The organism is Rhodospira trueperi (genome assembly GCF_900101965.1).
GTDB lineage: Bacteria > Pseudomonadota > Alphaproteobacteria > Rhodospirillales > Rhodospirillaceae > Rhodospira > Rhodospira trueperi.
Window position 1 is genome coordinate 38062 of the sequence record NZ_FNAP01000005.1, and the last position, 26544, is coordinate 64605.

Annotated in this window: 26 protein-coding genes; 14 read left to right on the forward strand and 12 right to left on the reverse strand. The window is 67.5% G+C overall.

Going from position 1 to position 26544, the window contains the following annotated elements; all coding sequences use genetic code 11:
* Positions 1-49: 49 nt before the first annotated feature.
* The 4 genes from BLS85_RS07955 to BLS85_RS07970 all read right to left on the reverse strand — a co-directional run bounded on the left by BLS85_RS07955 (position 50) and on the right by BLS85_RS07970 (position 5761).
* Positions 50-2551, reverse strand: coding sequence for a sensor domain-containing protein (locus BLS85_RS07955; RefSeq protein WP_092784919.1), 2502 nt, complete (start codon positions 2549-2551; stop codon positions 50-52).
* A gap of 432 nt (positions 2552-2983) precedes the next feature.
* Entirely contained in the window at positions 2984-3919 is a 936-nt protein-coding gene (locus tag BLS85_RS07960; RefSeq protein WP_281242512.1) for an NAD(P)-dependent oxidoreductase, read from the reverse strand.
* A 5-nt stretch (positions 3920-3924) separates the two neighbouring features.
* Positions 3925-4350 carry a tellurite resistance TerB family protein gene (locus BLS85_RS07965; RefSeq protein WP_092784922.1) on the reverse strand — a complete coding sequence of 142 codons (426 nt, stop codon included), beginning with the start codon at positions 4348-4350 and terminating at the stop codon, positions 3925-3927.
* A 193-nt stretch (positions 4351-4543) separates the two neighbouring features.
* Positions 4544-5761, reverse strand: coding sequence for a putative manganese transporter (locus BLS85_RS07970; protein ID WP_176793505.1), 1218 nt, complete (start codon positions 5759-5761; stop codon positions 4544-4546).
* Positions 5762-6108: 347 nt separating this feature from the next.
* Between BLS85_RS07970 and BLS85_RS07975 the strand changes: the two genes are divergently transcribed.
* The 5 genes from BLS85_RS07975 to BLS85_RS07995 are packed head-to-tail and all read left to right on the forward strand — an operon-like array spanning position 6109 to position 10463.
* Complete coding sequence (locus tag BLS85_RS07975) at positions 6109-6804, forward strand: ATP-binding protein (RefSeq protein ID WP_176793507.1); 696 nt, start codon at positions 6109-6111, stop codon at positions 6802-6804.
* Between the two features lie 48 nt (positions 6805-6852).
* Positions 6853-7644 carry an ion transporter gene (locus BLS85_RS07980; protein WP_092784931.1) on the forward strand — a complete coding sequence of 264 codons (792 nt, stop codon included), beginning with the start codon at positions 6853-6855 and terminating at the stop codon, positions 7642-7644.
* Positions 7641-8423: a potassium channel family protein gene (locus BLS85_RS07985; protein ID WP_092784934.1), complete on the forward strand. Its 783-nt coding sequence runs from the start codon at positions 7641-7643 to the stop codon at positions 8421-8423. The genes BLS85_RS07980 and BLS85_RS07985 overlap by 4 nt, the downstream gene beginning before the upstream one ends.
* Positions 8424-8479: 56 nt before the next feature.
* Positions 8480-9085, forward strand: coding sequence for a TRAP transporter small permease subunit (locus BLS85_RS07990; RefSeq protein ID WP_218128346.1), 606 nt, complete (start codon positions 8480-8482; stop codon positions 9083-9085).
* On the forward strand, positions 9078-10463 hold the full coding sequence (locus BLS85_RS07995; protein ID WP_092785410.1) for a TRAP transporter large permease: 1386 nt from the start codon (positions 9078-9080) through the stop codon (positions 10461-10463). Before BLS85_RS07990 ends, BLS85_RS07995 begins: the two co-directional genes overlap by 8 nt.
* Before the next feature lie 23 nt (positions 10464-10486).
* On the opposite strand, the gene BLS85_RS08000 is transcribed toward BLS85_RS07995, so the two are convergent.
* The 7 genes from BLS85_RS08000 to fabD form a co-directional block, all read right to left on the reverse strand.
* Positions 10487-10843: a TraR/DksA family transcriptional regulator gene (locus BLS85_RS08000; protein WP_245699141.1), complete on the reverse strand. Its 357-nt coding sequence runs from the start codon at positions 10841-10843 to the stop codon at positions 10487-10489.
* A 229-nt stretch (positions 10844-11072) separates the two neighbouring features.
* The gene (locus BLS85_RS08005; RefSeq protein ID WP_092784940.1) at positions 11073-12218 is read right to left on the reverse strand and encodes a glycosyltransferase family 4 protein; all 1146 of its coding nucleotides are present in this window, start codon (positions 12216-12218) and stop codon (positions 11073-11075) included.
* 74 nt (positions 12219-12292) lie between these two features.
* Positions 12293-13366 carry an endolytic transglycosylase MltG gene (mltG, locus tag BLS85_RS08010; RefSeq protein WP_092784943.1) on the reverse strand — a complete coding sequence of 358 codons (1074 nt, stop codon included), beginning with the start codon at positions 13364-13366 and terminating at the stop codon, positions 12293-12295.
* 8 nt (positions 13367-13374) lie between these two features.
* The gene (gene fabF / locus BLS85_RS08015; protein WP_092784945.1) at positions 13375-14634 is read right to left on the reverse strand and encodes a beta-ketoacyl-ACP synthase II; all 1260 of its coding nucleotides are present in this window, start codon (positions 14632-14634) and stop codon (positions 13375-13377) included.
* Positions 14635-14771: 137 nt separating this feature from the next.
* Positions 14772-15008 (reverse strand): acyl carrier protein, encoded by a 237-nt coding sequence (locus BLS85_RS08020; protein WP_092784948.1) that lies wholly within the window; start codon positions 15006-15008, stop codon positions 14772-14774.
* A gap of 277 nt (positions 15009-15285) precedes the next feature.
* On the reverse strand, positions 15286-16026 hold the full coding sequence (gene fabG, locus BLS85_RS08025) for a 3-oxoacyl-[acyl-carrier-protein] reductase (RefSeq protein ID WP_092784951.1): 741 nt from the start codon (positions 16024-16026) through the stop codon (positions 15286-15288).
* Between the two features lie 23 nt (positions 16027-16049).
* A complete protein-coding gene (gene fabD, locus BLS85_RS08030) occupies positions 16050-17027 on the reverse strand; it encodes an ACP S-malonyltransferase (RefSeq protein WP_092784954.1) in 978 nt (325 codons plus the stop codon).
* A 375-nt stretch (positions 17028-17402) separates the two neighbouring features.
* Here fabD and rpsF point away from each other — a divergent pair, with 375 nt between their 5' ends.
* Genes rpsF through rplI form a run of 4 tightly spaced genes read left to right on the forward strand, consistent with a single transcriptional unit; the run spans position 17403 to position 19735 of the window.
* Positions 17403-17858 carry a 30S ribosomal protein S6 gene (rpsF, locus tag BLS85_RS08035; RefSeq protein WP_092784957.1) on the forward strand — a complete coding sequence of 152 codons (456 nt, stop codon included), beginning with the start codon at positions 17403-17405 and terminating at the stop codon, positions 17856-17858.
* Between the two features lie 2 nt (positions 17859-17860).
* Positions 17861-18091, forward strand: coding sequence for a 30S ribosomal protein S18 (gene rpsR, locus BLS85_RS08040; protein ID WP_092784960.1), 231 nt, complete (start codon positions 17861-17863; stop codon positions 18089-18091).
* 46 nt (positions 18092-18137) lie between these two features.
* The gene (locus BLS85_RS08045; protein ID WP_092784963.1) at positions 18138-19121 is read left to right on the forward strand and encodes a DUF2232 domain-containing protein; all 984 of its coding nucleotides are present in this window, start codon (positions 18138-18140) and stop codon (positions 19119-19121) included.
* On the forward strand, positions 19121-19735 hold the full coding sequence (gene rplI, locus BLS85_RS08050) for a 50S ribosomal protein L9 (RefSeq protein WP_092784966.1): 615 nt from the start codon (positions 19121-19123) through the stop codon (positions 19733-19735). The genes BLS85_RS08045 and rplI overlap by 1 nt, the downstream gene beginning before the upstream one ends.
* Before the next feature lie 331 nt (positions 19736-20066).
* Here the strand turns inward: rplI and BLS85_RS08055 are convergent, their stop codons facing one another.
* The gene (locus tag BLS85_RS08055) at positions 20067-20666 is read right to left on the reverse strand and encodes a superoxide dismutase family protein (RefSeq protein WP_218128347.1); all 600 of its coding nucleotides are present in this window, start codon (positions 20664-20666) and stop codon (positions 20067-20069) included.
* Between the two features lie 248 nt (positions 20667-20914).
* Here BLS85_RS08055 and BLS85_RS08060 point away from each other — a divergent pair, with 248 nt between their 5' ends.
* The 5 genes from BLS85_RS08060 (at position 20915) to BLS85_RS08080 (ending at position 26529) form a co-directional block, all read left to right on the forward strand.
* Positions 20915-21697 (forward strand): 3-hydroxybutyrate dehydrogenase, encoded by a 783-nt coding sequence (locus BLS85_RS08060; RefSeq protein WP_092784969.1) that lies wholly within the window; start codon positions 20915-20917, stop codon positions 21695-21697.
* Between the two features lie 297 nt (positions 21698-21994).
* On the forward strand, positions 21995-23056 hold the full coding sequence (locus BLS85_RS08065) for a flagellar biosynthesis protein FlhF (protein WP_092784972.1): 1062 nt from the start codon (positions 21995-21997) through the stop codon (positions 23054-23056).
* Complete coding sequence (locus BLS85_RS08070; protein WP_176793509.1) at positions 23053-23844, forward strand: MinD/ParA family protein; 792 nt, start codon at positions 23053-23055, stop codon at positions 23842-23844. Before BLS85_RS08065 ends, BLS85_RS08070 begins: the two co-directional genes overlap by 4 nt.
* A gap of 153 nt (positions 23845-23997) precedes the next feature.
* Positions 23998-25785, forward strand: coding sequence for a hypothetical protein (locus BLS85_RS18675; RefSeq protein WP_143027131.1), 1788 nt, complete (start codon positions 23998-24000; stop codon positions 25783-25785).
* 342 nt (positions 25786-26127) lie between these two features.
* Positions 26128-26529, forward strand: a complete 402-nt coding sequence (locus BLS85_RS08080; protein ID WP_092784977.1) for a MarR family transcriptional regulator — start codon at positions 26128-26130, stop codon at positions 26527-26529.
* The last annotated feature ends 15 nt before the right edge of the window (positions 26530-26544 follow it).

Below are 26544 nucleotides of genomic sequence, written 5' to 3' on the forward strand. Positions count from 1 at the left end.
GCGCGGCGTCTATGCCGCCCTGACCGCAGGTCTTGCGTTGGCTGTTTCGTCAGCTTTTGGGCGCAGGCGCGGCGCTGTTCTTGAGAAAGATGCTGAAATCGGTGGCGGGCAGCGGCCGACTGACCCAGAATCCTTGGAATAGGGAGCAGTCGTTGCTGCGCAGGAAGTCCATCTGTTCGCGCGATTCCACCCCCTCCGCCACCACCTGGAAGCCCAGGTTCTTGGCCAGCGAGACGATGGTGGCGATGATGGCGGCGTCCTTGGTGTCGTGCTCGACATCGCGCACGAAGGTCTGGTCGATCTTCAGCGTGTCGATGGGAAACGTCTTCAGGTAGTTCAGCGACGAATACCCGGTGCCGAAATCATCGATGGACAGCGTTACCCCCATGGCCTTGAGCGTGTTCAGGGCGCTGACGGCCCGTTCGACATCGCCCATCATGACGCTTTCGGTGATCTCCAGGTCGAGACAGCCGGCGGGCATGCCTGTCCCGTCCAGGACATCGCGCACATTGTCCAGGAACTGGGAGTCGTTGAACTGCCGCACCGAGACGTTGACCGATATGCTGGGGGGCGAGATGCCATGTCTGCGCCATTCCATGAACTGTCGACAGGCTTCCGCGAGGGTCCAGCGTCCGATGGGGATGATGAGGCCGGACTCCTCGGCCAGGGGAATGAAATCCCCAGGTGAGACCAAGCCCAAACGTGGGTGGCGCCAGCGGATCAAGGCCTCGCACCCGACCACGGTGCGCCCATCCCCGCCGACCTTGGGCTGATAGTGCAGTTCCAGTTCCTCGCGGTTGACGGCGTGACGCAGGTCGGTTTCCAGGTTCATCAACTCGACGGAGCGTTGTGCCATGTCGGACGAGAAGGTCAGGTAGCGATCATTGCCCGAATGCTTGGCATGGTACATGGCAATGTCTGCGTTGCGCAGCAGCGTTTCGACGGTCTCTGCCTGATCCGGGTAGTAGGTGATGCCGATGGAGGGCAGGCAGAACAACTCCGCGTCCAGGACCTGGAAGGCCTCTGAGAGGACCTCGGTGATCTTCTCGGCGACCTGCCCGCCGACATCGCCGTCGGAGACCTCGGTCAGCACGATGATGAACTCGTCGCCGGCAAGCCGACCGACGGTGTCCGACATGCGCACCACCTGACGCAGGCGCCGCGCCACCAGTTTCAACACCTCGTCGCCGGCGGCGTGGCCGTACGAATCGTTGATGTTCTTGAATCGGTCCAGATCAAGGAACAGCACGCAGACACGGGTGCCGTCGCGCTGGGCCTTCAGGATGGCCTGCTCCAGCCGGTCCATGATGAGGTACCGGTTCGGCAGGTGGGTCAGCATGTCGTAATTGGCCTGGAAGCGGATATGCTCCTCGTCGCGCTTGCGCTTGGTGATGTCGGTGCAGGCCGCGACGTAGTGCGTCAGGGCGCCGGTCCGGTCACGCACGGCGGTGACCGACATTTCCATGGGGAATGGCGCCGCTTTGCGTCGCGGTGCCCAGGCCTCGCCGATCCAAAGGCCATGCTGATCCACATGCGCCAGAACGGTTTCCTCGAAATTGGGTTCGTGCAGTTCCGGCGTGGTCAACCGGGCCGGCCGCGCCAGGAGGTCGGCGGCGTCATGGCCCGTCATGCGTTGATAGGCCTCGTTGGCGCCCCACACGAGACCGTCACGGTCGATGATCACGATGCCTTCGTGAACGCTGTTGAGGACCTTGGCCATCAGCCGCAGATCGGCGTTGGCCTGACGGCGCTCGGTGATGTCCTGGACCGTGCCTTCGAAGAACTGGACCGTGCCGTCCTGGTCGCGCACACATCGGGCGTTTTCCGTGATCCAGATCACCGAGCCGTCCTTGCGGTGGATCTGGGCCTCGAAGTTCTCGACCACGCCCGCGCTTTCCATCAACGCAATGAACCGCTGACGGGCCTTGGGGTCCGCATAGGTCTGGCGGGCGATATCCGTGCGCGCGGCGATCAACTCCTCCGGGCTGTCGAATCCGTAGATCCGGGCCAGCGCCGGGTTGGCGGTGACGTAGTGGCCCTCCGGCGTGGTCTGGTAGATGCCTTCCAGCGCGTTCTCGAACAGGCCCCGGTATCTGGCCTCGCTATCCCGCAACGCGCGCTTCATTTCGACGGCCTGAGTGGCCTCAATGAGGGTTACCAGCAGGATATCACTGGCCCGGGATGTGTCGCGCGGGACCGGCGCGGCGCCGTCGGCTTCATTGGCCATGGGCACCATCCGCAGCCACACATGCATCGGCGCGGCGTGGTCGCAACGGCACAGACGAAACGTCGCCGGCCCGCTGTCCCCGCCATCGGTCTGAGCCAGGTGGGTCTCCGGGTCATCCAGGCAGGCCTGGATGGCGCACCGGTCCTCTTCCGCGAACAGGTCCGCCAAGCTTTGACGGGGCAGGGCCTCTCGCGGGCCCCCGGTCATGCGGGCGAGACCCGCATTTGCGTAAACAAGCCTGCGATCCCGGACCAAGGCCAATCCGACGTCCGCATGGTCCAGGATCACGCGATTCGAAATGTCCGACGGTAGCCCGGGCGTCATCGCGATGTCCTCCGGCTGGACCGGGGCGCGAAGAGTCGGGTGTCCTGGACCTGGAGGATGGCGAATACCGTGACCACGGGCCTACTTCTTCTTCGTCTCGGATCGGCCCCGTTCTGGGGGGGGAGTCGATCCGGTTGAAACCGTTTCCATCGAAGAATCCGGGATCACAGACTAAAAAACAATGAATTTCACCGTGCTAGGCGGGTTCATATCAAGAAGTATGCGAGAGTAGCCTATAACTAACTGAAAATTATGACAATTGTTGATTTCCCTTAAGGCGATTGTCAGGGAAGCTGCGACCCTAGTGGTTTATGCAGGGGGCTTCGGTTCGTTTGACTGTGCGCGTAATAGGTATGGCAATGCCGGGGATGACAACTAAAACAGAGGGGTTCGGCGGTCCCCACGCTTTGACCCCTTGTGGTCGGGTGGGAATCAGGACGACGGGGTCGGCAGGTCGGTGTGCGATGGCCAGTCGTCGAGCGCGCGCACCAGCGCGGCGTGATCAAGGTTGCCGTCTCCGGCGGCGATCAGTCGGTCGTACAGTGCCATGGTGAGAGCCGTCGCGGGCAGGTCCAGACCCAGCGTCTCGGCCAGATCAAGGGCCTGGGCCAGATCCTTGCGTTGAGTTGTGACCCGGCCGCCGGGGGTGAACCGCCCCTCGACCATGCGCTGACCGTGCAGCTCCAGGATGCGCGACCCGGCGAACCCGCCCATGAGCGCCTCGCGCACCCGGGCGGGATCGACGCCAGCGCGCCGCGCCAGGGCGAGACCCTCGGCCACTGCGCCGATGGTCAGTCCGACGATGACCTGATTGGCTGCCTTGGCCACCTGTCCCGCGCCGACATCGCCGACGTGGGTGAACCGACGGCCCAGAACCTCGAACAATGGCCGTGCGCGGTCGATATCCGCCTCCACGCCGCCGGCCATGATGGTCAGAGTTGCTTGTTCGGCGCCGATCTGTCCTCCCGAGACCGGGGCGTCGATCCAGGCCGCTCCGGTTCGCGCCACACGGGACGCCAGTGTTCGGGTGGCGGTCACGGCCGTGGTGCCCATGTCAACGATCAGGGTGGCGGGGCGCGCGGCGGTCAACACGCCGGACGATCCGGTGATCACAGCCTCGACCGCCGGGGTATCCGACACCATGAGGATGAGACTGTCGGCGTCCCGCGCCACGGCGGCCGGAGAGGCGGCGGTCTCGAAGCCCTCCGCGCCCAGTTCGGCCATCGGCCCCGGGCTGCGATTGTGGACGATCACCGTGGCGCCGGCGGCCTTGAGGTTGCGGGCCATGGGGCGCCCCATCAGGCCTAGGCCGATGACGCCCACGCATAGGCCGTTGAGAGACGGTCGGCCTCCGCCGCCGTCCGTCACGGCGCTCAGATCCCGGTCCAGCGGGCGCGCGCACCCCGCTCGATTCCGGCGGCCACCAGGCGGTCGATGTTCAGGCGGTGGCGCAGGATTTCCAGCAGGCGCAGTTCCGACTGTTCCGCCTTGCGGTCGGCGGCCACCACGTCCAGCGCCAGGGCATAGGCGGTCTCGCGCAGGTACGGCGGTAGGCTGTCGCGGATGACGGCCACCGCGTCTTCCAGGTCATGCTCGCCGGAGGAGACCAGTTGCATGCACGCCTCGACCCGGCGCGGCAGTTCCTGGGGATCAAACCCGTCGAAGGCGGGCAGGCCGCGCACGATATCGCCCATCGTCTGCCATTCGACCTCCTTCATGTCGGTATCTACGGCCGAGGCCAGGACCATGATGTAAATGAGGGCGTCCTGGGCGGACAGGGTGAGCTGGGCGGTGTCCATGAGGTGTCGTCTCGTTCTTGGTTGTGTCTGTGGCGTGTGGCCGAAGGACGCGGGGCCATCACGTCTCGCATTGAGCCTCCGGCATGGGGCGCGGGGCAATCCCTTTTTTGTGGAACACCGCCGAAAAGGAAAACGCGGCCTGCGGCGAACGGGATTGTCCCATTCGCCGCATGGCTCGCTTGAACAGACCGGCTTATCCGACCAGGGCGTAGGTGCCGTAGCCGACCAGCACCGCCGGCACGGCGCTGTAGGCGGTGGCCACGAGGGCCGCGCGCGGCGCCACCGCGATGGCGGGGAACAGGGCATCGCCGTCGTTGGCGAGGGCGTTGCCCATCTGCGCCGACAGGGGTGCCACGCCGGACAGGTACAGCGTCGTCACCAGGATCTGCGGCCCGCAGCCGGGGATCAACCCGACCAGGACGGCGATGGCCGGCACCAGGGGCGCGGCGGTCTGGAACACGACCGAGAGATCAAGCCCCAGCCCGGCGACAATCAACTGGTATCCGGCGAAGGCGAACACCACCCAGGCCGTCACGAAAGAGGTCGTGGCCACCACCGGCTTGAGGTCCAGTCCCTTCCGCGGCGCGACGTCGGAACAGCCGCCGGCCTCCATGCCCCGGCCCTGCAATACCCACAGGGCCAACGCGCCCGCAGCCCCGACGACGCCCAGCCAGTAGCCGGGCGCGACCCCCAGAACCGAGGCCAGCCAGGCATCGACGTCCACCTGGAAGGCGAGCAGCACGCCCAGCGCAAGCCCCGGGCCAAGCAGAAGCAGCCAGGCCCGCTCAAGGGCGATGGCGACCGGGGTGCCTCCCCCTTCCGACTCGTCCGTCCGGCACGCCGGGGCTGCGTCGGAGGCCGCCTCCCGGGGCCGCATGAAGCCCGGCCCATGGATGGCATCCACGATCCATCCGGACAGCACGCCCACGACCACGCTCACGGCCAGCACCAGTGCAGCAATGTCCGGCGCCTGGGCCAGCAGCAGGAACATGGCGTCACCCATCGTCGCCGTCAGCGTGGCCACAACGCCGCCCATGCTGAGGTGTCCGCGCGTGTATTGCGTGATGGCCACAATGGCGCCGCCGCATCCGGGAAAGGCCCCAAGCGCCGCCGCGATGGGCACCTGCCAGCGGGCGTGGCGGCGCAGCACGCTGCCCAGGTCGGTGCCGAGGGCCCGCTCGGCCACCCCCAACAGAACCAGGGTGCCGGCCACGAACACGGCGACGGCCAGATAGGCTTCGCTGAGAACGTCCAGCAGAACCATCGTGCCGTTCGGCACCGACAGGGTTATTCCCGCCAGAACGGCCAACGCCAGGGCGCGCCGGCCCGGCCCGGTGAGGTCGATCCGTCCCCGACCGGGGAAGGGCAGGCCGGCGACCGGCCGACGGATGGCGGCAATCAAGGTGGTCATGGCGTGGTGTCCTCCAGCGGTGGCATGCCATGCGAATGCGAATGACTCGCAATTCATGGAGCGTTTATACGGGACACGTGCCGCTTTGTCCAAGCATTTGTTTCCTGCACTTTGATCGGATACGCCGATCAAAAGCGGGCGGTATCCGCACGTCCTGTCTGGAACCTGTTTCTCAACGGGCAAACGCGATGAGTCGCTGCCAGGGAATACGATGCGCCGCCCAAATCGATCCCCGAGCTTGGCGGAAAAATCTGGGAATGTGGCGCTGATCGTGCGACCACTAGCGTTCGTTCGAATGACGTCGGAGTGTCTGGCCGCGCTTCCGGCCGTCCTTGCTGGATGTAATGATGATCGAGTCGACTCATCGTCCGACCGACCGGAATGCTCCGGAAATCTTGACACGGTTCGAGGTTCGCAACGGGGGCGACGGTCTGCTGCAGCGAGTGTTGGCGCCGCCGAACTTCGGCGTGATGACAATTGAGGCCACGGAGTCCGCGCCGGAATTGATGGAGACCGCTCGCCGGGCCACCGAGCAGGGTGGCTATGTGGTGTTGTTGACGGCGGCCAGCGCGTGGCGGCTGGACCTTGCCAACACGCTGATTGAGGCGGCCGTTCGGCGATGGCCAGACCTGTTGGAACGCCGGGACAGGCTGCGGCTCGCCCTGCACGAAGCTGTGGTCAATGCTTTGTTGCACGGGTGCTTGCGGGTGCCGCCGCATCTGCGGGACACGCCGGAAGGTTGGCTGAAGCACAGTCAGGAAATCGAGGCGGCGCTGGCCGATCCGGAGCGGGGCAGTCGCCCGGTGCTGGTCACCCTGGTTGCTGGATCTGACGGATGGGTGGCTCAGGTTGTTGATCAGGGACCGGGCTTCGCCGCGCCGCGAGACCCAACGAGCGATGCGGTCATCCCCGCAGCGCTGCATGTGCCGACACGGGGGCGCGGGCTGGCGATGATGCGCGCCGCCTGCGACCGCGTTGTCTGGCTTGATGGCGGTCGCCGCGTCGAATTGACCATGCCCTATCCGCCGGAGCGGGAGGGCTGATACCCTCAAGGCCCGTGTGCGGATCATGAAGACGCGGTAGGAGGACGCATGTCGGTTCGCTCCATGCTTGCACGGCAACTGGATCCGGCCCTGCGCGAGGCGCCGGGACTGTCGCCGGCGAACTGGGCCGTTTGCGGCCTGATCGTGGCCGCCATGCTGGTGGCCGTGCTGGAGACCGAGCCGGCGTTGCGCACCGGACGCGAAACCCTGTTCCTGGCGGTCGAAATCGGTCTGACCGGGCTGCTGGCTCTGGAGTACGCGGTGCGGGTCTGGGTGAGCGTCGAAAACCCCGCCTATGACGGTCGGCTGGCTTATGTGCGCTCTCCGGCGGCCGTGTTCGACCTTCTGACCATTCTTGTGGTGCTTGCCACGGCCTTTGGAACGGAAGGGTTTCTGCTGCGTCTGGCCATGCTGTTGCGGGTCCTGCGCATCGCCCGTCTGGGTCGGTTTTCCAAAGCGTTCGACGCCGTGGCGGCGGCGGTGGCCTCGCGCTCCACGGAACTGGGGTTGAGCGTGGCGTTTGCCGGCCTGCTGCTGCTGGTGTCGTCGGCGATGCTGTATCTGGTCGAGGGGGCGGTGCAGCCGGAGTCCTTCGGCTCGATCCCGCGTGCCATGTGGTGGTCGGTGGCGACCCTGACCACGGTTGGGTACGGCGATGTCTTCCCGGTCACCGCGTTGGGCCGGGTGTTCGCCGCCCTGACCGCAATCACCGGCATCGGCCTGATCGCCATGCCGACCGGCATTCTGGCGAGCGCCTTCAGCGATGCCTTCCAGGCGCAGCGCGCCGCCGCCGAACGGCAGGACCCGGGCACTGAAACGTCGGAGCGCGCCGAGTCATGACGGACGCCATGCCCCTGAAAGACCGCCTGACGACCCTTTATACCGGCTTCGGGCCGGGTGCGACGCGGTTCCGCTACGGCCTGATCGTGTTCGATCTGTGTACCATCGCCTTTATCGTGACCACGCTCCCGATGTCGTCCACGGCGGCCATCATCGGTGTGGACATCGCCATTGGCGTCGTGGTGTTGGCCGACCTTCTGGCGCGGATGTGGATCGCCCCCAACCTGAGGCGGCATCTGCTGCGTCCCACCACGCTGGCCGACATCGTCGTGGTGTTCTCGTTGCTGCTGGCGCCGTTGCTGGCGGGCAATCTGGCCTTTCTGAGAATCCTCAGGTTGGTGAGGCTGCTGCATTCCTATCAGGTGCTGCGGGACCTGCGACGCGAGGCCGCGTTCTTCCGCCGCAACGAAGACGTCATCATCAGCTCGATCAACCTGATCACGTTCATCTTCGTGGTCACGGCGCTGGTGTTCGTGCTCCAGCACGAGGACAACCCGGGCATCAACAGCTACATCGACGCGCTGTACTTCACGGTCACCACCCTGACCACCACCGGCTTTGGCGACATCACCCTGAGTGGGACGTGGGGCCGCCTGCTGGCGGTGGTCGTCATGGTGGGCGGGGTGTCGCTGTTCCTGCGGTTGGTGCAGACCGTGTTCCGGCCGCCGAAGATCCGCCACACCTGCCAGACCTGCGGCCTGCGGCGCCATGATCCGGACGCGGTCCACTGCAAGCACTGCGGTGAGACCCTGCATATCGAGACCGAGGGCGAGAGTTGATCCCGGCGCGTCTCGCGGCTTGACGCCTCCGCGCTGGTCGCGCATGACGGGGCGCCATGACCGACATGCCAACTCCACGCCATCCCCGCCCCGGCGGTGTTCTGACGGCGGCGCGCGAGCGCCTGCTGCGACCACTGGCCATCGCCCTGGCCCTTTACGGCGGCCTTGTTCTGCTGGTCGTGACCGCGCTGACCATGGTCAATGTAACCGGGGTCGCGCTGGATGCCCTGGTCCGTCCGCTCGGCGGGTCCGTCCCCGGTCTGGCGGGGTACGAGGAGGTGGTGGCGCTGCTGATCGGCGGCGGCGCCCTGGCCTTCCTGCCGTACTGCCAGTTGCGCTACGGCCATGTCGCGGTGGACCTCTTCACCCTGCGCGCTCCGCGCGCCTTCAACGCCGCCCTGGACCGGCTGTCGCTGGCCCTGACGGCGCTGCTGGCGCTGTTCCTGGGCGGCTCGATGATCGTCGGCATGGCCGAGGCGCGGGCGGACGGCGTGATCTCCAGCGTGCGGGCGTGGCCCGAATGGCCGTTCTGGCTGCCGGGCATCGTCGCCCTTCTGGCCTGGAGCGCCACCGCCGCCGTCATGGCCGCCGCCCCGCCGGGACCGGAGGCCGCCGGCAGCCACTACCCCCACGCCGGCACCCCGGGCAATGCCGATGGGTGAGCGGGAACTGATCGGACTGGCCGGGTTCGCGGTGCTGTTCGCGCTGATCGCCCTGCGGTTGCCGGTGGCCCTGGCCATGGTGATCGTCGGCGTGGGCGGCAACTGGGCGCTGTCCATCGCCGCGCCGTTCCTGCGGTTCGAGCCCTATCTGGCTCAGTTCAAGTCGCTGACTTGGAGCGTGATGAGCAGTTACACCCTGTCTGTTGTGCCGCTGTTCATCCTAATGGGCTATCTGGCCGCGCATGCCAACCTCAGCCGCGATCTGTTCCAGGGCCTGAACGCCCTTGTGGGCCGGCTGCGCGGCGGTGTGGCCATGGCAGCGGTCATGGCCTGCGCGGGGTTCGGCGCGGTGTGTGGGTCGTCGCTGGCCACGGCCAGCACCATGGGCCGCGTGGCGCTGCCCGAGCTGAAGCGGCTACGCTACGACGACGGTCTGGCGACCGGCACCCTGGCCGCTGGCGGCACGCTGGGAATCCTGATTCCGCCGTCGGTGGCTCTGGTGATCTACGCCATCGTGGTCGAGGCGTCGGTGGTGGAGATGTTTCAGGCCGCCGTCGTGCCGGGGCTGTTGGCCGTTGTGCTGTTCGTGGCGGTCATCGCCGTCCGGGTGTGGCTGGACCCGGGGCTGGCGCGGGAGACCCCGCCGCTGGAGGCCGCCGCGCGGCGGGTGGCGGTGCGCCGGCTGTTGCCCGTGCTGGCGATCTTCGGTGCCATTGTGCTCGGGCTGGGACTGGGGCTGTTTACGCCGACGCCGGCGGCGGCCGTCGGCGTGTTCGCCGTGCTGGCCTACGGCGTCGTCCTCAAGGCGCGTACTGGCGAGGGCCTGGGCCGGCGCGAAATTGGCCGCGCTGTCCGCGACACGGCGGTCACCGGCGGGATGATCTATTTCGTCCTGTTCGGCGCCGAAGTGTTGAAGGGGTTTCTGGCCCGCAGCGGACTGCCGGCCGCTCTGGCCGAAATGGCGGCCACGGGCACAGCCGACCCCTGGCTGATCCTGGCCGCCGTGCTGCTGGTGCTGATCCTGCTGGGGTGCTTCATGGATTCGCTGTCCATGATCCTGGTGGTGGTGCCGTTCCTGTTCCCGGTGCTGGTGGAACTGAACGGCGGCGACTGGGTGACGGCCGCCGAGGCCGGCTACGGCATGGCCAGCGAGGACCTGAAGATCTGGTTCGGTGTCCTGGCCCTGATCGTGGTCGAGTTGGGCCTGATCACGCCTCCCGTGGGCCTGAACGTCTTCGTCATCCGCAGTGTGGCCCCGGCCGTGCCGATGGGCACGATCTTCCGGGGCGTGCTGCCGTTCTTCACCGTCGAGTTGGGCCGGGTGGCGCTGATTCTGGCGCTGCCGGGACTGGCGCTGTGGCTACCGCGGGTGCTGTGAGGTCGACCCGATTAGAAAGGGCGCTATTGCTTGGTCTCGCTGGCGCAGTTGATGCACAGCGGCACCGCTGGGTCGAAGTCCAGACGACGCGGGGCAATGTCTTCGCCGCAATGGACGCACTGGCCGTAGTCCCCGGCCTCCATGCGCTCCAGGGCCGCGTCGATGCGCTTGATCTCGACCTGACGGCGGCGCTCCGTCTCCTTGGCCATCGCCTGTTGCTGAAGGGCGTCCATGCGCGACAGCCGCCCCATGGCGGTGTCGCCGGCATCCACCGTCGCGCGGTCGCCTTCAGTACTGGCCTCGTCGGCCAACACTTCCTCGCGGTGCGCCAGCAGGCGGGCGCGTAGCGCTTCCACGTCCAGGTCGGTCCGCTCGGTCAAGATCGCTCTCCTTCGCCCTTGCCATTTGTATTTTAAGCTAATCGCCGTCGCGATCCGTTTCGGATCGCTCCGGATTTGCTCTAGGGCATGCCAAACCCCACCGCACCGTTCCCCAGCGAAACGGGCAGCATCTCGTGACACGTACAATGACAGAAGCATGACATCGCCCTGACGCGAAGGCCAATGAATTTGGCCCCCCCGCGTCGAAGGAACCAGACCGCCGGACCTCCTATCGCCGCGATCCGGGCCCGGCGGCGCGCAACGGGTCGGGCTCGAAATCCAGGTCAAGGTGGAGGTCGAAGGCCAGCTCGCGGTCGGCCATGACAGACGCGGTTTCGTTCAGGGTGTGGGCCGTCTCGGGAATGGGGGCCAGCGCCTCGAGGAACTGCGCCGCCACCGCCGGCCATCCGTGACGCAGCGCGTGGGCGCGGCAGGCGTTCCGGTCGAGGTCCAGCGCCGCCAAGGCGGCGCGGCGCAGGTCGTCGTCCAGTACGCCGACCGGGTTGTCCGGATTGTCGTCGGCCAGCACGTCGCGCGGCCCGGCCACCGGGAATGCTGCCACGGGCAAACCGCAGGCCAGTGCCTCCAGCATCACCAGCCCGAAGGTGTCGGTCAGGCTTGGAAAGACCAGGACGTCCGCCGCTGAATAGCACCGGGCAATGGCCTCGTCGTCCGGCGGCTGGGTGAAAAAGACGTCGGGATAGCGGCGCCGCAGCCCGTCGAGCGCCGGGCCGACACCGGCCACCACCTTGGATCCCGGCAGGTCCAGGTCCAGGAACGCTGGCAGGTTCTTCTCAATGGCGATGCGTCCCAGGAACAGGAAGATCGGGCGGGGCAGGTCCGCGAACGGGGCCGCGCCGGGGTCCACGGGGCGGAACACGGCGGTATCCACGCCGTGGGACCACACCCGCAGGCGCCGCAGGCCGCGCCGGTCCAACTCGGCCCGGGTCGAGGCCGCCGGCACCAGGACCCGTGTCGCCGGCCGGTGGATCCGCCGCATCCAGGCGTAGGTCAGCGAAAGCGGCGTGCGGAACCGGGTGTGCATGTACTCGGGAAAACGGGTGTGGTAGGCGGTCGTGAACGGCCAGCCCCAGGCCAGACAGGCGGATCGAGCGGCCAGACCCAGCGGTCCTTCCGTGGCGATGTGGACGGCGTCGGGCCTGAACGCGGCCAGCATGCGGCGGACCTTTCGGCGCGGCCGTACGGCCAGACGGATTTCCGGGTAGGTCGGCATGGGAACCGTCCGGAACGCTCCCGGCTCGATCACGGCGACGGTATGCCCGTCGGCCTCCAGGGCCCGGCGCACCGCCTCGACCACCCGCACCACCCCGTTGATCTGGGGCCGCCAAGCATCTGTGACGATACAGATCCGCACGGTCTCTTACCCCTTCTGCCGCCTCCCCCAGGACCGGGACGCAACGGCGCGGCGTGGCGGCCCGGGCGCCGCGCCTAGTTATCCTCGGAGCCCGCCCGCCGCTGTTCCCGCAGAAACTGTCGCCAGGCCCTGACATTCCGGTTGTGCTCCGCCAGCGTGCGGGCGAAGGCGTGGCCCCCGGTGCCGTCGGCCACGAAGAACAGATCCTTCGTTTCCTTGGGGTTCAGCACAGCCGCGATGGACTCCCGCCCGGGATTGCAGATCGGGCCGGGCGGCAGTCCGTCGATCACATATGTATTGAAGGGTGACGGGGTTTCCAGGTCTCTGCGGGTCAGGGGACGGCCGAGAACGCCAGTCGAATCGAGCCCGAAGATCACCGTGGGGTCCGATTGCAGCCGCATTCCCCGGTTCAGTCGATTGATGAAGACGCCGGCCACATGAGGCCGCTCGGCGGAGATGTTGGTTTCCCGCTCCACAATTGAGGCCAGGATCACGGCCTCCTCGGGCGTCGCGATGGGAAGCCCCTCGGCCCGGTTCGGCCAGAGTTCGGCCACCGTCTCCTCCATCGCCGTCATCATGCGTTGAACGATGTCGTCGCGGCTGTTGCCAAGCGTGAAGTGATAGGTCTCGGGTAACAGGGACCCTTCGTCCGGTTGCAGGGTGATCGCGCCCTCAAGCCCGTCTGCCTCGCGGACGAGTTCCAGCACGCGCGGAACCGTCAGCCCCTCGGCGACCGTGACCCGGCGGGCGACCACATCGCCGCGTGTGAGAATGTCCAGGGCATCGCGCGGTGAAATCGCGATGTCGAAGCGGTATTCGCCGGCCTTCAGGTCCCGGGTCCGACGGGCCAGCCGGGCGCCCACCTCGAACACCCAGGGGTCGCGGACGACCCCGGCCTTGGCCAGTCGGTCGGCGATGCCGGCCAGCCCCGTTCCCTGCGGGACCACCACCGTCACGGGCTCGGTCAAGGGACCGGGCGTCGTGAACAGGTCCTCAATGTACCGATACCCCACATACAGGGCGACGACCACAACGCCCGCCAGAAGGGAGACGCTGAACGCCACCGTCCGAATCCACTCTCCAGCGCGCGGGTCCCGCTTGGACAGGCTTTTTTCGTCCTGTCCGGGCTGGGTGTTGTCGGTGTTCATCGGCGTGCTCAGGGCGCCGGCCCGACGATCAGGCAGGCGTTGGTGCCGCCGAAGCCGAAGCTGTTCGACATGGCGTGGCGCACCGGGCGTTCCTTGGCCACCTTGGGCACGAGGTCGAGATCACAACCCTCGGATGGGTTGTCGAGGTTCAGCGTCGGCGGCACCGTGCCGTTGATCACGGAGAGGATGGAATAGATTGCCTCCACGCTGCCGGCCGCGCCCAGCAGGTGACCGGTCGACGATTTGGTCGACGACATGGACAGGTTGTAGGCGTGGTGTCCGAACAGGCGCTTGACGGCGTCGTGTTCGATCTTGTCGCCCAGTTCGGTCGAGGTGCCGTGCGCGTTGATGTAGTCGATGTCCTCGGGATTGAGGCCGGCATTGCGCAGGGCGGCCCGCATGGCGCGGAAGCCGCCGTTGCCGTCCTCGACCGGGGCGGTGATGTGATAGGCATCGCCGCTCATGCCGTAGCCCTTGATCTCGGCGTAGATGCGCGCGCCGCGCTTCTTGGCGTGCTCGTACTCCTCCAGCACGACGATGCCCGCGCCCTCGCCCATGACGAAACCGTCGCGGTCGCGGTCCCAGGGGCGCGAGGCTTCCGTGGGGCGGTCGTTGAATTTGGTGGACAGGGCCTTGGCGGAGCAGAACCCGCCCAGTCCGATCCGGCAGATGGTCGCTTCGGCGCCGCCGGCGACCATTACATCGGCGTCGCCGAACATGATCATGCGGCTGGCGTCGCCAATGGCGTGGGCGCCGGTCGAGCAAGCGGTCACTACGGCGTGGTTCGGCCCCTTGAAGCCGTGCCGAATGGAGGCATGACCGGAGACCAGGTTGATCAGGTTGGCCGGGACAAAGAACGGGCTGATCTTGCGAGGGCCATGTTTTTCCAACGTCACGGCGGTTTCGGCGATGCCCTTCAGGCCGCCGATTCCCGAGCCGATCATGACGCCCGTGCGCTCGCGATCCTCGTCGGTCTCTGGCACCCAGCCGGAATCAGCCACCGCGTCGTCGGCCGCCCTGAGGCCGAAGATGATGAACTCGGTCATGCGCCGACGCATCTTGGCGTCGGCGACCGTGTCGGGGTCGAACGCGCCGGGCTCGTCGCCGCTCGGAACTATGCCAGCCACGCGTGACGGCAGGTCAGAGACGTCGATGTGCTCGATAGCCCGAATGCCCGACTGTCCGTTTGTGATCCGCTCCCAGTTGTGCGCCACACCCACGCCCAACGGAGTTACCATGCCCAGTCCGGTAACGACGACTCGCCTCATTGCCCCTGCCATGTCTGATCGGTCTGTCCCTCGGGTACCGCAGGCCCATGCAAACAGAGTCGCGGGACTCCGGCTCCCGTCGGTCCGGCGCCCGGCCAACGCCCGCGCCGCGACGCGTGGCCCGGCGCGCCGGCGCCTTATTTCGCGTTTGCGTTGATGAACTCGATGGCGTCCTTGACCGTCAGGATCTTCTCGGCCGCGTCATCGGGGATCTCGCACTGGAACTCTTCCTCGAAGGCCATGACCAGTTCGACGGTATCCAGGCTGTCGGCGCCCAGGTCATCGATGAAACTGGCGTTCTCGGTGACCTTGGCCTCGTCGACGCCCAGGTGCTCGACCACGATTTTCTTCACGCGCTCGGCGACATCGCTCATCTTGATTCGTCCTTGAATGATTCCTTGGGGAGACTTTGGATCCGTACCGGAGTCCGTTTGCGAAATGCGGTTCTCGGCGTGAGGCCGGCCATCCGGCAAGAAGGGCGCCCCGAAGGCCCGACCGCAGTCGACGCGGACCCAAAGGGAAACCGACGTCGCGATTGTGCGCGCCGGCCAGCCGAGACGCGGTTCCTAGCACATTCACACCGGCTTGGCCAGCACCGCCGGGACCGGAATCCTGCTCTCCGGCCGGGCCGCCGAGGCGCCTTAAACACCATCAGATCATGGCCATACCGCCGTTGACGTGGAGCGTCTGACCGGTGACGTAGCCGGCCTCCATGCTGGCCAGATAGACCACGGCGGCGGCGATGTCATCGCCGGTTCCCATGGCACCGGCCGGGATCGCGCCCAACAGGCGGCTCTTCTGGTCATCGGAAAGCGCGTCGGTCATGGCCGAGGTGATGAAGCCTGGCGCCACGCAGTTGACGGTGATGCCGCGTGGCGCAACCTCGCCAGCCAGCGACTTGGACATGCCGATCAGTCCGGCCTTGGAGGCGGCGTAGTTGGCCTGCCCCGGGTTGCCGGTGACGCCGACGATGGAGGTAATCGAGATGATGCGCCCCCAACGGCGTTTCATCATGCCCTTCATTGCCGCGCGCGACAGCCGAAAGGCAGCGGTCAGGTTGACGTCCAGGACGGCCGACCATTCCTCGTCCTTCATGCGCATGGCCAGACCGTCGCGGGTCAGGCCGGCGTTGTTGACGAGGATGTCGAGGCCGGTGCCGGCGGCCGATTCCGCCTCGCCCACCAGGGCGTTGACGGCGTCGGCGTCGGACAGGTTGCACGGCACGGCCCAGGCCCGCGAGCCCAGGTCGGCGGCCAAAGCGTCCAGCGCGTCACGCCGGGTGCCGGACAACACGACCGCTGCGCCCCGGGCGTGCAGGGCGCGGGCAACCGCCCCGCCAATGCCGCCGGACGCGCCGGTCACCAGCGCGGTCTTGCCGGTCAGATCGAACATGGAGACGGTCTTCCTTATCTATCTTACAGTTCCCGATGGGGCGCCTGGACGGTCTTGAGAAAAGCCTCGACACCGGCCGGGGTTTCGACGGCGACGCCGTTCAGGCTTCGGTCGATCCGCTTGGCCAGACCCGACAGCACCTTGCCGGACCCCAGTTCAACGAGGGTCTCGACGCCCTGATCGCGCATGAAAAGGACGCTTTCTCGCCAGCGCACGGCCCCGGTGACCTGTTCGATCAGCCGGACGCGGATTTCCTCCGGATCGGTGACGTCGCTGGCCAGCACGTTGGCGACCAGAGGCGGCGCTGGTGGGGCCATCGCCACGTCGGCCAGGGCCTCGCGCATGGCCTCGGCCGCCGGGGCCATCAGGGCGCAATGGAACGGCGCGCTGACCGGCAGCATGACGGCCCGCTTGGCGCCGCGTCCGGCGGCGACCTCGACCGCAAGCTTCACCGCCTCGGTGTGGCCCGAGACCACGACCTGCCCCGGCGCGTTGTCGTTGGCGGCGGTGCAGACCCGATCACCGGCGACCTCGGCGGCGATGGCCCGCGCGGCATCGACATCCAGCCCGAGCAGGGCGGCCATGGCCCCCTGTCCGACGGGCACGGCGCGCTGCATGGCCTGCCCGCGCGCCTTCAGAAGGCGGGCGGTATCGGCGAGCGAAAAGGTGCCGGCGGCGGCCAGCGCGGAATATTCGCCGAGCGAATGACCGGCCACGAAGCGGGCCTCGTCGGCGAGCGACAGGCCCCCCTCGCGCTCCAGAACCCGGGCCACGGCCATCGAGACCGCCATCAGGGCCGGCTGTGCGTTCTCTGTCAGGGTGAGGGTCTCCGCCGGCCCCTCGCGCATCAGCCGCCACAGCGACTGCGACAGGGCGTCATCGACCTCTTCATAGACCTCGCGCGCGACCGCGAACGACTCGGCCAGAGCCTGCCCCATGCCGACCGCCTGGGACCCCTGTCCCGGGAAGACGAAAGCCCGTGTCTGGCTCGCCTGCGTCATTGCCTGTCCTGCTCCCTTGCAACACGGCGCGATCCGCTGGCCGGACGAACCGTTTCGACGGCCGCGCATCGGCCCGAAAAAGCCCGCGAAATCAGATATCTGGCCGTTGACGGGCGGGCCTGTCCACATGGTGTGGGCGGCACAGTGTTAAACCCTGTAACACTTGTCAAGCGTCCCTTGCGCCGGCGATTGCGATGTGTATAGTGCAGCCTCTTTCCGACCCGCCGGCCCTGTCGGCGGGCGGGTTTCTATTGGGTTGGCCCAGGCTGACCCATAACCCTTGCCGGCATCGACCGGCTATGCCTGTCAGTTGCCGTGGCCGTGCCGCGTGTGCCTCTGGCGGGCTGAGATAATCCAGAAGGGACGTCAAACACCATGGGACTGTACGAGACCGTGGTGATCGCCCGTCAGGATCTGTCCGCCAACCAGGTTGACCAGGTTGCCGATCAGATCACCGAGACGATCACCGAAATGGGTGGCAAGGTCACCAAGAAGGAATACTGGGGCCTGCGCGCGTTGGCCTTCCGTATGAAGAAGAACCGCAAGGGCCATTATGTGATGCTCAACGTGGACGCGCCGCCGCCGGCGCTGCACGAGGCCGAGCGTCGCCTGCGGCTGAACGAGGACGTGCTGCGTCACATGAGCATCCGCGTCGACGCGCTGGAGGATGGTCCGTCCATCATGATGCAGAAGCCCGAGCGCGGCGACCGCCCGGATCGCGGGGATCGCGGTGGCCGGCGTGATCGCGGTGACCGGGGTGATCGCGGTGACCGGGGTGATCGCGGTGATCGGCCGCGCCGTCAGGACAACCGCCAGGAGGGAGGAGAATAACCATGGCGAGACGCCCCTTCTTCCGTCGGCGGAAGACCTGCCCGTTCTCGGGCGCCAACGCGCCCAAGATCGACTACAAGGACATCCGCCTGCTGTCTCGGTATGTCTCGGAGCGCGGCAAGATCGTGCCCAGCCGCATCACGGCCGTGTCGGCCAAGAAGCAGCGGGAACTTGCACGGGCCATCAAGCGGGCTCGGTTCCTTGGTCTGCTGCCCTACGTGATCCGTCAGTAAGGCGCCCGATTCGGCTGAGTCCGGCGCAACGGCAAGGGCCCCCTTGATGCTTCAGACGGTTCCACTGGCCATCGCCGCCGGCATCGCCGGCGCGTTGCTTCAGGCCACCATGCTGGCCCTGGGCCCCGTGCTGGGGGCGCTGCCGTGGTTCCTGTCCCCGGTGCCGCTGGTGGCCGTGGGGCTGGTGCGGGGATGGAGCGCCACCGTCATCGCCTGTGTCGCGGGGACGGTGGCCTTCGGGGGTGTCGGTCTGTCGCTGGCCGCCGCCGGCCTGTACCTGGTTTCCGACGCGTTGCCCGCGTTCGTAATCGCCACGCTGGCCCTGCGGCCGGCTCCGGACGTGCCTCGCCCCGATCCCTCGGTGGCGGAGCACTGGTACCCTCCGGGGCACATTCTGGCGTGGTTGATGCTGTTGCCGCCGATGCTGATGGTGGCGCTGGCGCTGGTGGCTCCGGAGCATCAGGACGGGCTGTGGGGCTTGGTCCGCGACGGCATCGGCGCCCGCCTGGACGTCATGCTGGCGGCGGCGGGCGGGGAGACGGCCCCGGTGCTGGAAGAGGCCACGCGGGTTGCGGTGGTGGACAGTGCCGCGTCGATCCTGCCCGGCGCCCTGGCGATCTCCTGGGGGTTCCGGGCGGTCGTCGCGGGCGTGCTGGCGCAGGCGCTGGCGCGGAAGGTGGGCCCGGCGCTGCGCCCGTCGCCCGCCTACATCGCGCTGTCGTTGCCGCGCTGGTACGGGACGGTGTTCGCCGTCGTGCTGCTGGCGGCGGTGTTCGGGTCGGGTGACGTGGGCTATGTGGCCTCATCGGTCGCGCTCGGGCTATCGCTCCCGTTCCTGCTGCTGGGCTTCAAGTTGGTGCATGCCGTGGCGCGGCGCACGCCGCATCCGACGCTGCTGTTGATCGCATTTTATGTCGTGTTTCTGTCCGTGTCGGCCCTGGCCATCGTTGCCATGGTCCTGGCCGGGCTGGTGGAATATTCGGCCACCCTGCGCAGACGCGCGGCCGGCCGGACTTCGGAGGACGAGTGATGGACGTCATTCTGCTGGAACGCATTGAAAACCTGGGCTTCATGGGCGACGTCGTGAAGGTGCGCCCGGGCTATGCCCGCAACTATCTGCTGCCGCAGCGCAAGGCTCTGCGCAAGACCGACGAGAACATGCGCTACTTCGAGACGCAGAAGGCCGAACTGGAGGCGCGCAACCTGCAACGCAAGCAGGAAGCCGAGCAGGTGGCCGAGCGCATGACCGGCGTCGCCCTGGTGCTGGTGCGTCAGGCGGCCGAGGGCGGTCAGCTTTACGGGTCGGTGAGCGCCCGCGACATCGCCGACGAGTTGAAGGAGCAGGGCTACATGGTCGGCCGCTCCCAGGTTCAGCTCAACACGCCGATCAAGCTTCTGGGCACCAACGATGTCAGGGTCTCCCTGCATCCGGAGGTCGTCGTGACGGTGCCGGTCACCGTGGCCCGCAGCCTGGAAGAGGCCGAGCGCGCGGCCGAGGCGGCACAGGTCGCCGAAGACGCCGAGGCCTTCGCGGCCGAGGACAGTGACGAGGGGGACGCCGCGCTGTTCGACGAAGAGTCCGATGACATGGACGCGATGCAGGAGTCGGCGGAGGCCGACGACGAGGAGAGCTTGATCTCCTGATTGGGCGTTCCGTCCTCCGAACACGCGAACGGGCCGGCGATCCCAGGGTCACCGGCCCGCTTTGCGTGTCCGATCACACAAGGCCGGGACATCTCGGCGCCGCCCCCGTGGTCTCAAACCGGCCGGCGGATGCCGAGACTCTTTGGCCGAACACTCGTTGATCGAACCGTCGTCGTGTCGGCTCCCGAGATCCCTGCGGCCCTTCGGGATGACGGCCTTTCCTCGAAGAGCCGCGTCATCCTGCGGGCGCACAGCGACCGAGGGATCTCGAGCAGGGGTGTGACGAAGGTCGGCCATTAGGGTCAATCCGTGTGTCGGCCGACCTCAAACCCTATTCCCTCTCGACGATGACACCGCAGGCGATCCGGTCCCCCGCCGCGCCGGAAGGCTGGCTTTCGTAGTCGTCGGCCCCGGCATGAAGCACGACGGCGCTGCCGTTGGTGTCGAACAGGCCAACGCTCTCGATCCAGCCGTCGCGTTCGTCCTCCGGGCCGGCGATGAAGTATTCCACGTCCAACTTTCCGTCCGCGTGCACGTGCACGTTTGGCAGATCGCCCGGATGCGGACCGCCCTCGACAAGACCATGTTTCCTGTCCCCGGCCAGATGCCCATCGGCGGACGTGAACCCGGTCGATGCGTCGCAGGCGCCCGTCTCATGGATGTGGAATCCGTGAACCCCTTCGGGGACATCGGTCGCGCTGACAACGACGTGGACGATTCTCGACGGCGTTTCGGTAAACGTGACCGTGCCGAGGGTGTTGCCGTCCAGGTCCTGGAGATCCGCGACGGCGGCTTGGGATGACGTGGCGCTTCCGGCCGTGTCCGACGCGGCGCGGGCCATCTGTTCCTCGCTGGCGGTTCGCAGTTGAGAGCCGACAACAAGCACCGCGCCCACCACAGCGGCGCCAATCAGGACAGTCTTCGGGAACATGGAGCTCTCCTTCCTCTTGGTTGGCTTGTCGGCAGCCCGAAGGGGCCGGCCCGACGGATGAAACTCCCTTCATTCCGAGGAACGCAGGGAACGCCCGTTGGTTCCGACCGTCAGGTCGTTCCGCCCTTGCATCCTGCGGCGCGAACAGGCCAACTCCGCAGGATCGAAAAAAACACCCCGGAATGGGACTCCGCCCGGCCATCGGCCGGGCACAAGGTCTCGTCACGAAACGAAGGAGAGGACATCCCATGCTGAACGGCAAGACCGCCCTGGTCACGGGCTCCACCAGCGGCATCGGTCTGGGCATCGCCCGCGCCCTGGCCCGCAACGGCGCCAACATTGTCGTCAACGGATTTGGCGACCCGAAAGAGATCGAGGCCATCCGCGCCGGTCTGGAGTCCGACTTCGGCGTCAGGGCGGTGTTCATCCACGCCGACCTGTCCAACCCCGACGAGGCAGTCGCCCTGGTGCGCAAGGCGGAAACGGACCTCGCTCCGGTGGACATCCTGGTCAACAATGCCGGCATCCAGCACACCGACCGCATTGAGGATTTCCCGCCCGAGAAGTGGGACGCGGTGATCGCCATCAACCTTTCGGCCTGCTTCCACACCATGCGCGCGGCCCTGCCCGGCATGCAGCAGCGCGACTGGGGGCGCATCATCAACATCGCCTCCGCCCATGGTCTGGTCGCCAGTCCCTTCAAGGCCGCGTACATCGCCGCCAAGCATGGCTTGGTGGGGCTGACCAAGGTGGCGGCCCTGGAAAATGCCAAGCAGCACATCACCGCCAACGCCATCTGTCCGGGCTGGGTGAAGACTCCGCTGGTGGTCAAGCAGATCGAGGCTCGCGCCGAGGCCGAGGGCCTGTCCATCGAGGAGGCGACGCGCAAGCTGTTGGGCGAGCGCCAGCCGACCGAACGCTTCGTCACGCCGGAGCAGTTGGGCGAACTGGCTGTGTTCCTGTCCAGTGAGGCGGCGGACGGCACCACGGGCGCGGCCTTTTCCATGGACGGGGCGTTCACCACCTGGTGACGCCGGAACCGGGTTTGCGCCGGTCGTTATCGCGTCACGGCTTGTCCGAGCGCCGCGTGATCATCGGCGCCGGCCCCCGGTCGCGACGTCCCCCGATGGATGCTTGGGATCCCAAATTGGGGAAATCGGGCCGGCGGCGTTAGGACAGATTTAAGGGACCGATCCGTACCATGGCTCCTTGGCAGGGACCGCCGGTTCGTCCCCGCCCCCGGGTGACATGGGGTCCTCGCCGGGTCGGCGACCGGCAAGCACCACCGGTCGGGTGTGTCGGCCGGAACGCAGGGGGACCGCCGGTCCATGCGGCTGAAGTGTTATTCCGCGCCCAGCATGGCGGAGGCCATGACGCTGATCCGCCAGGAACTGGGGGACGAGGCGATTATTGTCTCGACCCAGCGGGCTGCCGGCGACGGTGCCATCCGGATCACGGCGGCTGTCGAGGAGCCCGACCAGGACAGCGATCTGCGGGCCGCGCTGAAGGCCGAATCAACCGCTGATCTGGGCGCGCTGGCGCAGGATGCGCGGGTGCAGGAGGTCAGTGCCGCCCTGTCGTATCACGGCGCGCCCGATCATCTGACGGAACGCCTGTTGTCGTGCGTGCATGCGGCGGAGTCGGAGGACGGACTCGAGGCTTGCGCCTCCGCCCTGGACGATATCTTTGCCTTCGCGCCGTTGCCCGAGCGGAAATCACCGCGTCCCTTCCTGATTGTCGGCCCGCCCGGCGTGGGCAAGACCATCGCCGTGGCCAAGCTGGCCGCACGGGCGCGTCTGGCGAACCGGCCGGTCGGTGTCATCAGTGCCGATTCCGTCCGGGCCGGCGCCGTGGCTCAACTCGCCGCCTTCACGCGTATCCTGGAGGTGGATCTGAAACGGGCGCGGGGGCCGGAGTCGCTGCGCACCCTGGTGGAGGAGGGGATCGGGCTGCATGATCTTGTGTTCATCGACAGCCCGGGGATCAATCCGTTCTCCGGCCATGATACCGAGTATCTCAAGGAGTTGATCGAGGCCGCCGACGTCGAGCCCATTCTGGTGCTGGCCGCCGGCATCGACCCCATGGAGGGCGCCGAGGCCGGCGAGAGCTTCGCTCGCATCGGCGCCACCCGGTTGCTAGCCACCCGTCTCGACATGGCCAGACGCCTGGGTGGGATTCTGGCGGCGGCCGATCAGGGGCAACTGATGTTCAGCGAGGTGACAATCAGCCCCCATGTCGCCAATGGTCTGGTTCCCCTCAATGCCCTGTCTCTCGCGAAACTGATCCTGCCCATGCGTCCGAGTGAAGAAAGGGCGCCCGGAAACGAGGCCGCGACGCCGGCTGACAATCCGGATGCGCCGTCGCCCTCCGTTGCCGAGGCCGTTCGATGAACACGCTTGATAACCCCATGGCGCCCCGCGCCGTTTCTCCGGAGGCCGGACGCAACGTCCTGGCCATCGCCTCCGGCAAGGGCGGCGTCGGCAAGACGTGGTTCGCCATCACGCTGAGTCACGCGCTGACGCGGCGCGGCCGAAAGGTTCTGCTGTTCGACGGCGACCTGGGGCTGGCCAACATCGATATCCAGCTCGGCCTGATGCCGCGCTACGACCTGGGCAGCGTGGTGTCCGGCAAGATGACCCTGAACCAGGCAACGTTTCCGGCCGAGTCGACCGGGTTTGATGTGATCGCCGGGCGCTCCGGCTCCGGTAGCCTCGCCAACATTCCGCCCAGCCGTCTGCAACTGGTGGCCGAGGATCTGGTGTTGATGGGGCGGGAGTACGATCATGTTCTGCTTGACCTGGGCGCCGGTGTCGAAAAGGCGGTGCGCCAGCTTGCCCGCGCGGCTGGCACTATCTTGGTGGTGACGTCCGACGAGCCGACCGCGCTGACCGATGCCTACGCGTTCATCAAAATCACCGCCATCGAGCGCCCCGAGGTGGACATCCGGGTGGTGGTCAACGCCGCCAACTCGACCCGGGAGGGCGAGCGCACCTACAGCACCCTGCTCAAGGCCTGCCAGGGCTTCCTGCGAATCGCCCCGCCGCTGGCCGGGGTCGTGCGCCGGGATACGCGGGTGCGGGAGTCCATCCGCAACCAGACACCACTGCTGACCCGCTATCCCAACAGCGAGGCCGCCATGGACGTGGAGGCGCTGGCGGATCGTCTGCTTGCCGGGTAGAGCAAGTCTCGAGCGATCCGCCACGGATCGCGACGACGGTTTGCTAAAATTCAAATAAATAGAGCGCGTTACGTGATTCAGAACGCACGCAACGCGCTCTAAAGCTCATCCCCGGCGCGGCGCGCCATCCGTCCGTTGCGCGAGGTACGGCCCATGAGCCCCGTTCCGCCAACACCACCGCCACCTCCCTTGCTCCGGGCCGCCGTGCCGGGCGCGGTGATGCTGAGCGTTGTCAGCGGTGCACGCGCTCTGGCGGAGGTTCCTCCCGACGCCGTGATTGAAGCCCGTGTGGTCGAGGTCGCGCGGGGCGGGCGGTTGGCGGTTCTGCAAACCGATCTGGGGACCCTTGAGGTGCGCTCCACGCAGCCGCTGCGGGCCGGGAGTACGCTGTCGATCTCCCTGATGTCCGTGGGCTCTGACACGGCGGCGCTCCGGGTCGCCGCCCTCAACGGACAGCCCCTGCCGCCCATCGGGACGGGACCCGCCGGGACCGTCGGGCCCGGACAGGGGGGCGCCGCTGCTCCGGGGACGCCGGGCGCGGGGAGCGGGGTCGGGACAGGAGCCGCCGTGCAGGTGGGACAGGGCAGTCCGGGACGGGGACTCCTGATCGCGACCGTTCTGGGCGGGTCCACCGGCGAGACCCAGCTGCCGGTCGGATCCCGACTGGCGGTTCAGGTGCTGTCCATTCAGCCACCGGGCCAGGGGGCGGGAGCGGTGCCGAATGTGGGAGGCGGTTCCGGCGCGGGACCGGCGCCTGGAGGCGCCGCAGCACCGCCCCTCACGCCCGGAGCGACCGCGCCCGGGACGGCGGCGCCGGGTGGAGCACCGGGAGCGGTGCCTTCGTCTGCCCCAGCACCCTCCCCAACGGCGTCCCCAACGGCGTCCCCAACGGCGTCCCCGACTGCCGCCCAGGCCGGCGGCGCGCCACCGGGCGGCGTCTGGGGTGTGGGCAGCGGCGCGCGTTTCGGAACGCCGTCCGGCGTGTCGTCTGGCGCGGCGTCGGCCGCGACACAGGCGGATACCCCGGGTCCGCCGAGCCGACTGACCGGCGCGCTCGCGCCTTCGCCGGGACCGTCGCAGAGTCTGGTTCGAACGCCGGCCGGGACGCTGGCGTTGCCGGTGCGCCTGGAGGCCCCGGCGGGCAGTCAGGTGATGCTCGCGGTGCGCTCGTTCGTTCCCCCGACGGGGGCGGCGGGGGTGCCGGCCGTCGGCGCGGCGCTGCCGCAGGGCGGCGTCCAGGGCTGGCCGGTTCTGACCGAGGCTCTAGAGACCCTGACCCGGGCCGATCCGGCGGCGGCGCGGGCGCTTGAGGCGGCGATTCCTCGGCCCGGCCCCCAGCTTGCCGGGGCGATGGTGTCGCTCGCGGGCGCGTTGCGGTCCGGCGGAGACAGCCGGCTGTGGCCCGGGGACGCGACCCTTCGCGCGCTGGAGCGGACAGGGCCAACCGGCGCCCGCGCGGCCGTGGCCTTGCGCCGGGATCTGGCCGATCTGGCCACCCAGGTGCGCGAAAGCGCGGGCGGTGAATGGCGGGCCTTCACGCTGCCGTTTTCCGATCAGGCCGAAATCAGCGCCATCACGGTGATCCTTCGGATCATCGGCGGTCGTGGGGACCGGCACGAGGACGAGTCCGGCGCGCGCGAGGGGGAGGGCGGCGACGGCCAGCGGTTCCTGATCGATGTGATGTTGTCGCGGCTGGGACGGTTGCAGATCGACGGCTTGATGGAACAGCCGGCGCGCCGACTGCGCCTGATCCTGCGTACCGCCGCGCCGTTGCCGGCCGCGCTGCGGGGCGATCTGACCCGGATCACTGTCCGCAGCCTGGAGGCCTTCGGTCTCGAAGGGGGGCTGACCTTCCGGGAGGATGGCGCCTTTTTCGAGCCGGTTCCGCTGCCGCCGGACGATGACGCGACGGGGGCGCCTCCCGGTGGGGTGATCGCCTGATCTCGCGTGTTGTATATTAGATTGTCCGCATATGAAACGTGGAGCGGAAGACGGTGTTTGGGACGCCACGCTGTCCGGTGGGGCGTTGCCTGGTATTCGCCATTCGCATGGGTCGCCATGACCGGTTGACAGTCGTCAATGCGAAACCGTTTCCCGAATGTCACAGTCGAGCATCCTGGGTTTCCGAACTTGCGGAAACAAATGGTCGTGCCGTCCTTCCATAGTATGGCTCGGGTTCCCATTGGGATTACGACGTCCCGGAGGGTTGCGCACTGGCACCTTTTGGCTTTAGACACTCGGCGCCGGAGCATGCTGGCAAATCTCTAACGAACTGGTATTGGAATGGGTCTAGACACCAACACACTGACCGTAGAACAGGCGCTGAATCTCTGGCGCTTGGCGGTTGTCGAAAGCGTGCGCCGCGATACGCCGGACCTGTCCTCGCGCCAGATGGCGGTGCTGCTGACGGTCTACCAGACGCCGCCTCCGCACACGGTGCGCGGCTTGGCTCGAGTGCTCGACATCTCCAAGCCGGCCATCACCCGCGCGCTTGATCGCCTGGGCGAATTCGGCCTGCTGACCCGTCAGGTTGACGAGAGTGATCGGCGCAGCGTTCTGGTGCAGCGCACCAAGGAGGGCGAGGCCTTCCTCGCCGCGCATGCCGATCTGGTGGTGCACGGTCTCGAGACGGTCACCCTGACACGGTGCGACATTGCGTCCGTACCGAGCCGGGACGTCGCCTGATCGTCTTCCCGTCCG

What these genes read in the sequence shown, in the direction of transcription:
- fabF (WP_092784945.1), bottom strand. Translation starts at nt 14,634, where the DNA reads ATGAGGCGAGTCGTCGTTACCGGACTGGGCATGGTAACTCCGTTGGGC.
- BLS85_RS07955 (WP_092784919.1), bottom strand. Translation starts at nt 2,551, where the DNA reads ATGACGCCCGGGCTACCGTCGGACATTTCGAATCGCGTGATCCTGGAC.
- BLS85_RS07965 (WP_092784922.1), bottom strand. Translation starts at nt 4,350, where the DNA reads ATGGACACCGCCCAGCTCACCCTGTCCGCCCAGGACGCCCTCATTTAC.
- fabD (WP_092784954.1), bottom strand. Translation starts at nt 17,027, where the DNA reads ATGACGCAGGCGAGCCAGACACGGGCTTTCGTCTTCCCGGGACAGGGG.
- BLS85_RS18675 (WP_143027131.1), top strand. Translation starts at nt 23,998, where the DNA reads ATGAGCCCCGTTCCGCCAACACCACCGCCACCTCCCTTGCTCCGGGCC.
- BLS85_RS08080 (WP_092784977.1), top strand. Translation starts at nt 26,128, where the DNA reads ATGGGTCTAGACACCAACACACTGACCGTAGAACAGGCGCTGAATCTC.
- BLS85_RS07990 (WP_218128346.1), top strand. Translation starts at nt 8,480, where the DNA reads ATGACCGACATGCCAACTCCACGCCATCCCCGCCCCGGCGGTGTTCTG.
- BLS85_RS07985 (WP_092784934.1), top strand. Translation starts at nt 7,641, where the DNA reads ATGACGGACGCCATGCCCCTGAAAGACCGCCTGACGACCCTTTATACC.
- BLS85_RS07970 (WP_176793505.1), bottom strand. Translation starts at nt 5,761, where the DNA reads ATGACCACCTTGATTGCCGCCATCCGTCGGCCGGTCGCCGGCCTGCCC.
- BLS85_RS07975 (WP_176793507.1), top strand. Translation starts at nt 6,109, where the DNA reads ATGATCGAGTCGACTCATCGTCCGACCGACCGGAATGCTCCGGAAATC.
- BLS85_RS07980 (WP_092784931.1), top strand. Translation starts at nt 6,853, where the DNA reads ATGTCGGTTCGCTCCATGCTTGCACGGCAACTGGATCCGGCCCTGCGC.
- fabG (WP_092784951.1), bottom strand. Translation starts at nt 16,026, where the DNA reads ATGTTCGATCTGACCGGCAAGACCGCGCTGGTGACCGGCGCGTCCGGC.
- rpsF (WP_092784957.1), top strand. Translation starts at nt 17,403, where the DNA reads ATGGGACTGTACGAGACCGTGGTGATCGCCCGTCAGGATCTGTCCGCC.
- BLS85_RS07995 (WP_092785410.1), top strand. Translation starts at nt 9,078, where the DNA reads ATGGGTGAGCGGGAACTGATCGGACTGGCCGGGTTCGCGGTGCTGTTC.
- BLS85_RS08070 (WP_176793509.1), top strand. Translation starts at nt 23,053, where the DNA reads ATGAACACGCTTGATAACCCCATGGCGCCCCGCGCCGTTTCTCCGGAG.
- rplI (WP_092784966.1), top strand. Translation starts at nt 19,121, where the DNA reads ATGGACGTCATTCTGCTGGAACGCATTGAAAACCTGGGCTTCATGGGC.
- mltG (WP_092784943.1), bottom strand. Translation starts at nt 13,366, where the DNA reads ATGAACACCGACAACACCCAGCCCGGACAGGACGAAAAAAGCCTGTCC.
- BLS85_RS08020 (WP_092784948.1), bottom strand. Translation starts at nt 15,008, where the DNA reads ATGAGCGATGTCGCCGAGCGCGTGAAGAAAATCGTGGTCGAGCACCTG.
- BLS85_RS08055 (WP_218128347.1), bottom strand. Translation starts at nt 20,666, where the DNA reads ATGTTCCCGAAGACTGTCCTGATTGGCGCCGCTGTGGTGGGCGCGGTG.
- BLS85_RS08060 (WP_092784969.1), top strand. Translation starts at nt 20,915, where the DNA reads ATGCTGAACGGCAAGACCGCCCTGGTCACGGGCTCCACCAGCGGCATC.
- BLS85_RS08065 (WP_092784972.1), top strand. Translation starts at nt 21,995, where the DNA reads ATGCGGCTGAAGTGTTATTCCGCGCCCAGCATGGCGGAGGCCATGACG.
- rpsR (WP_092784960.1), top strand. Translation starts at nt 17,861, where the DNA reads ATGGCGAGACGCCCCTTCTTCCGTCGGCGGAAGACCTGCCCGTTCTCG.
- BLS85_RS08045 (WP_092784963.1), top strand. Translation starts at nt 18,138, where the DNA reads ATGCTTCAGACGGTTCCACTGGCCATCGCCGCCGGCATCGCCGGCGCG.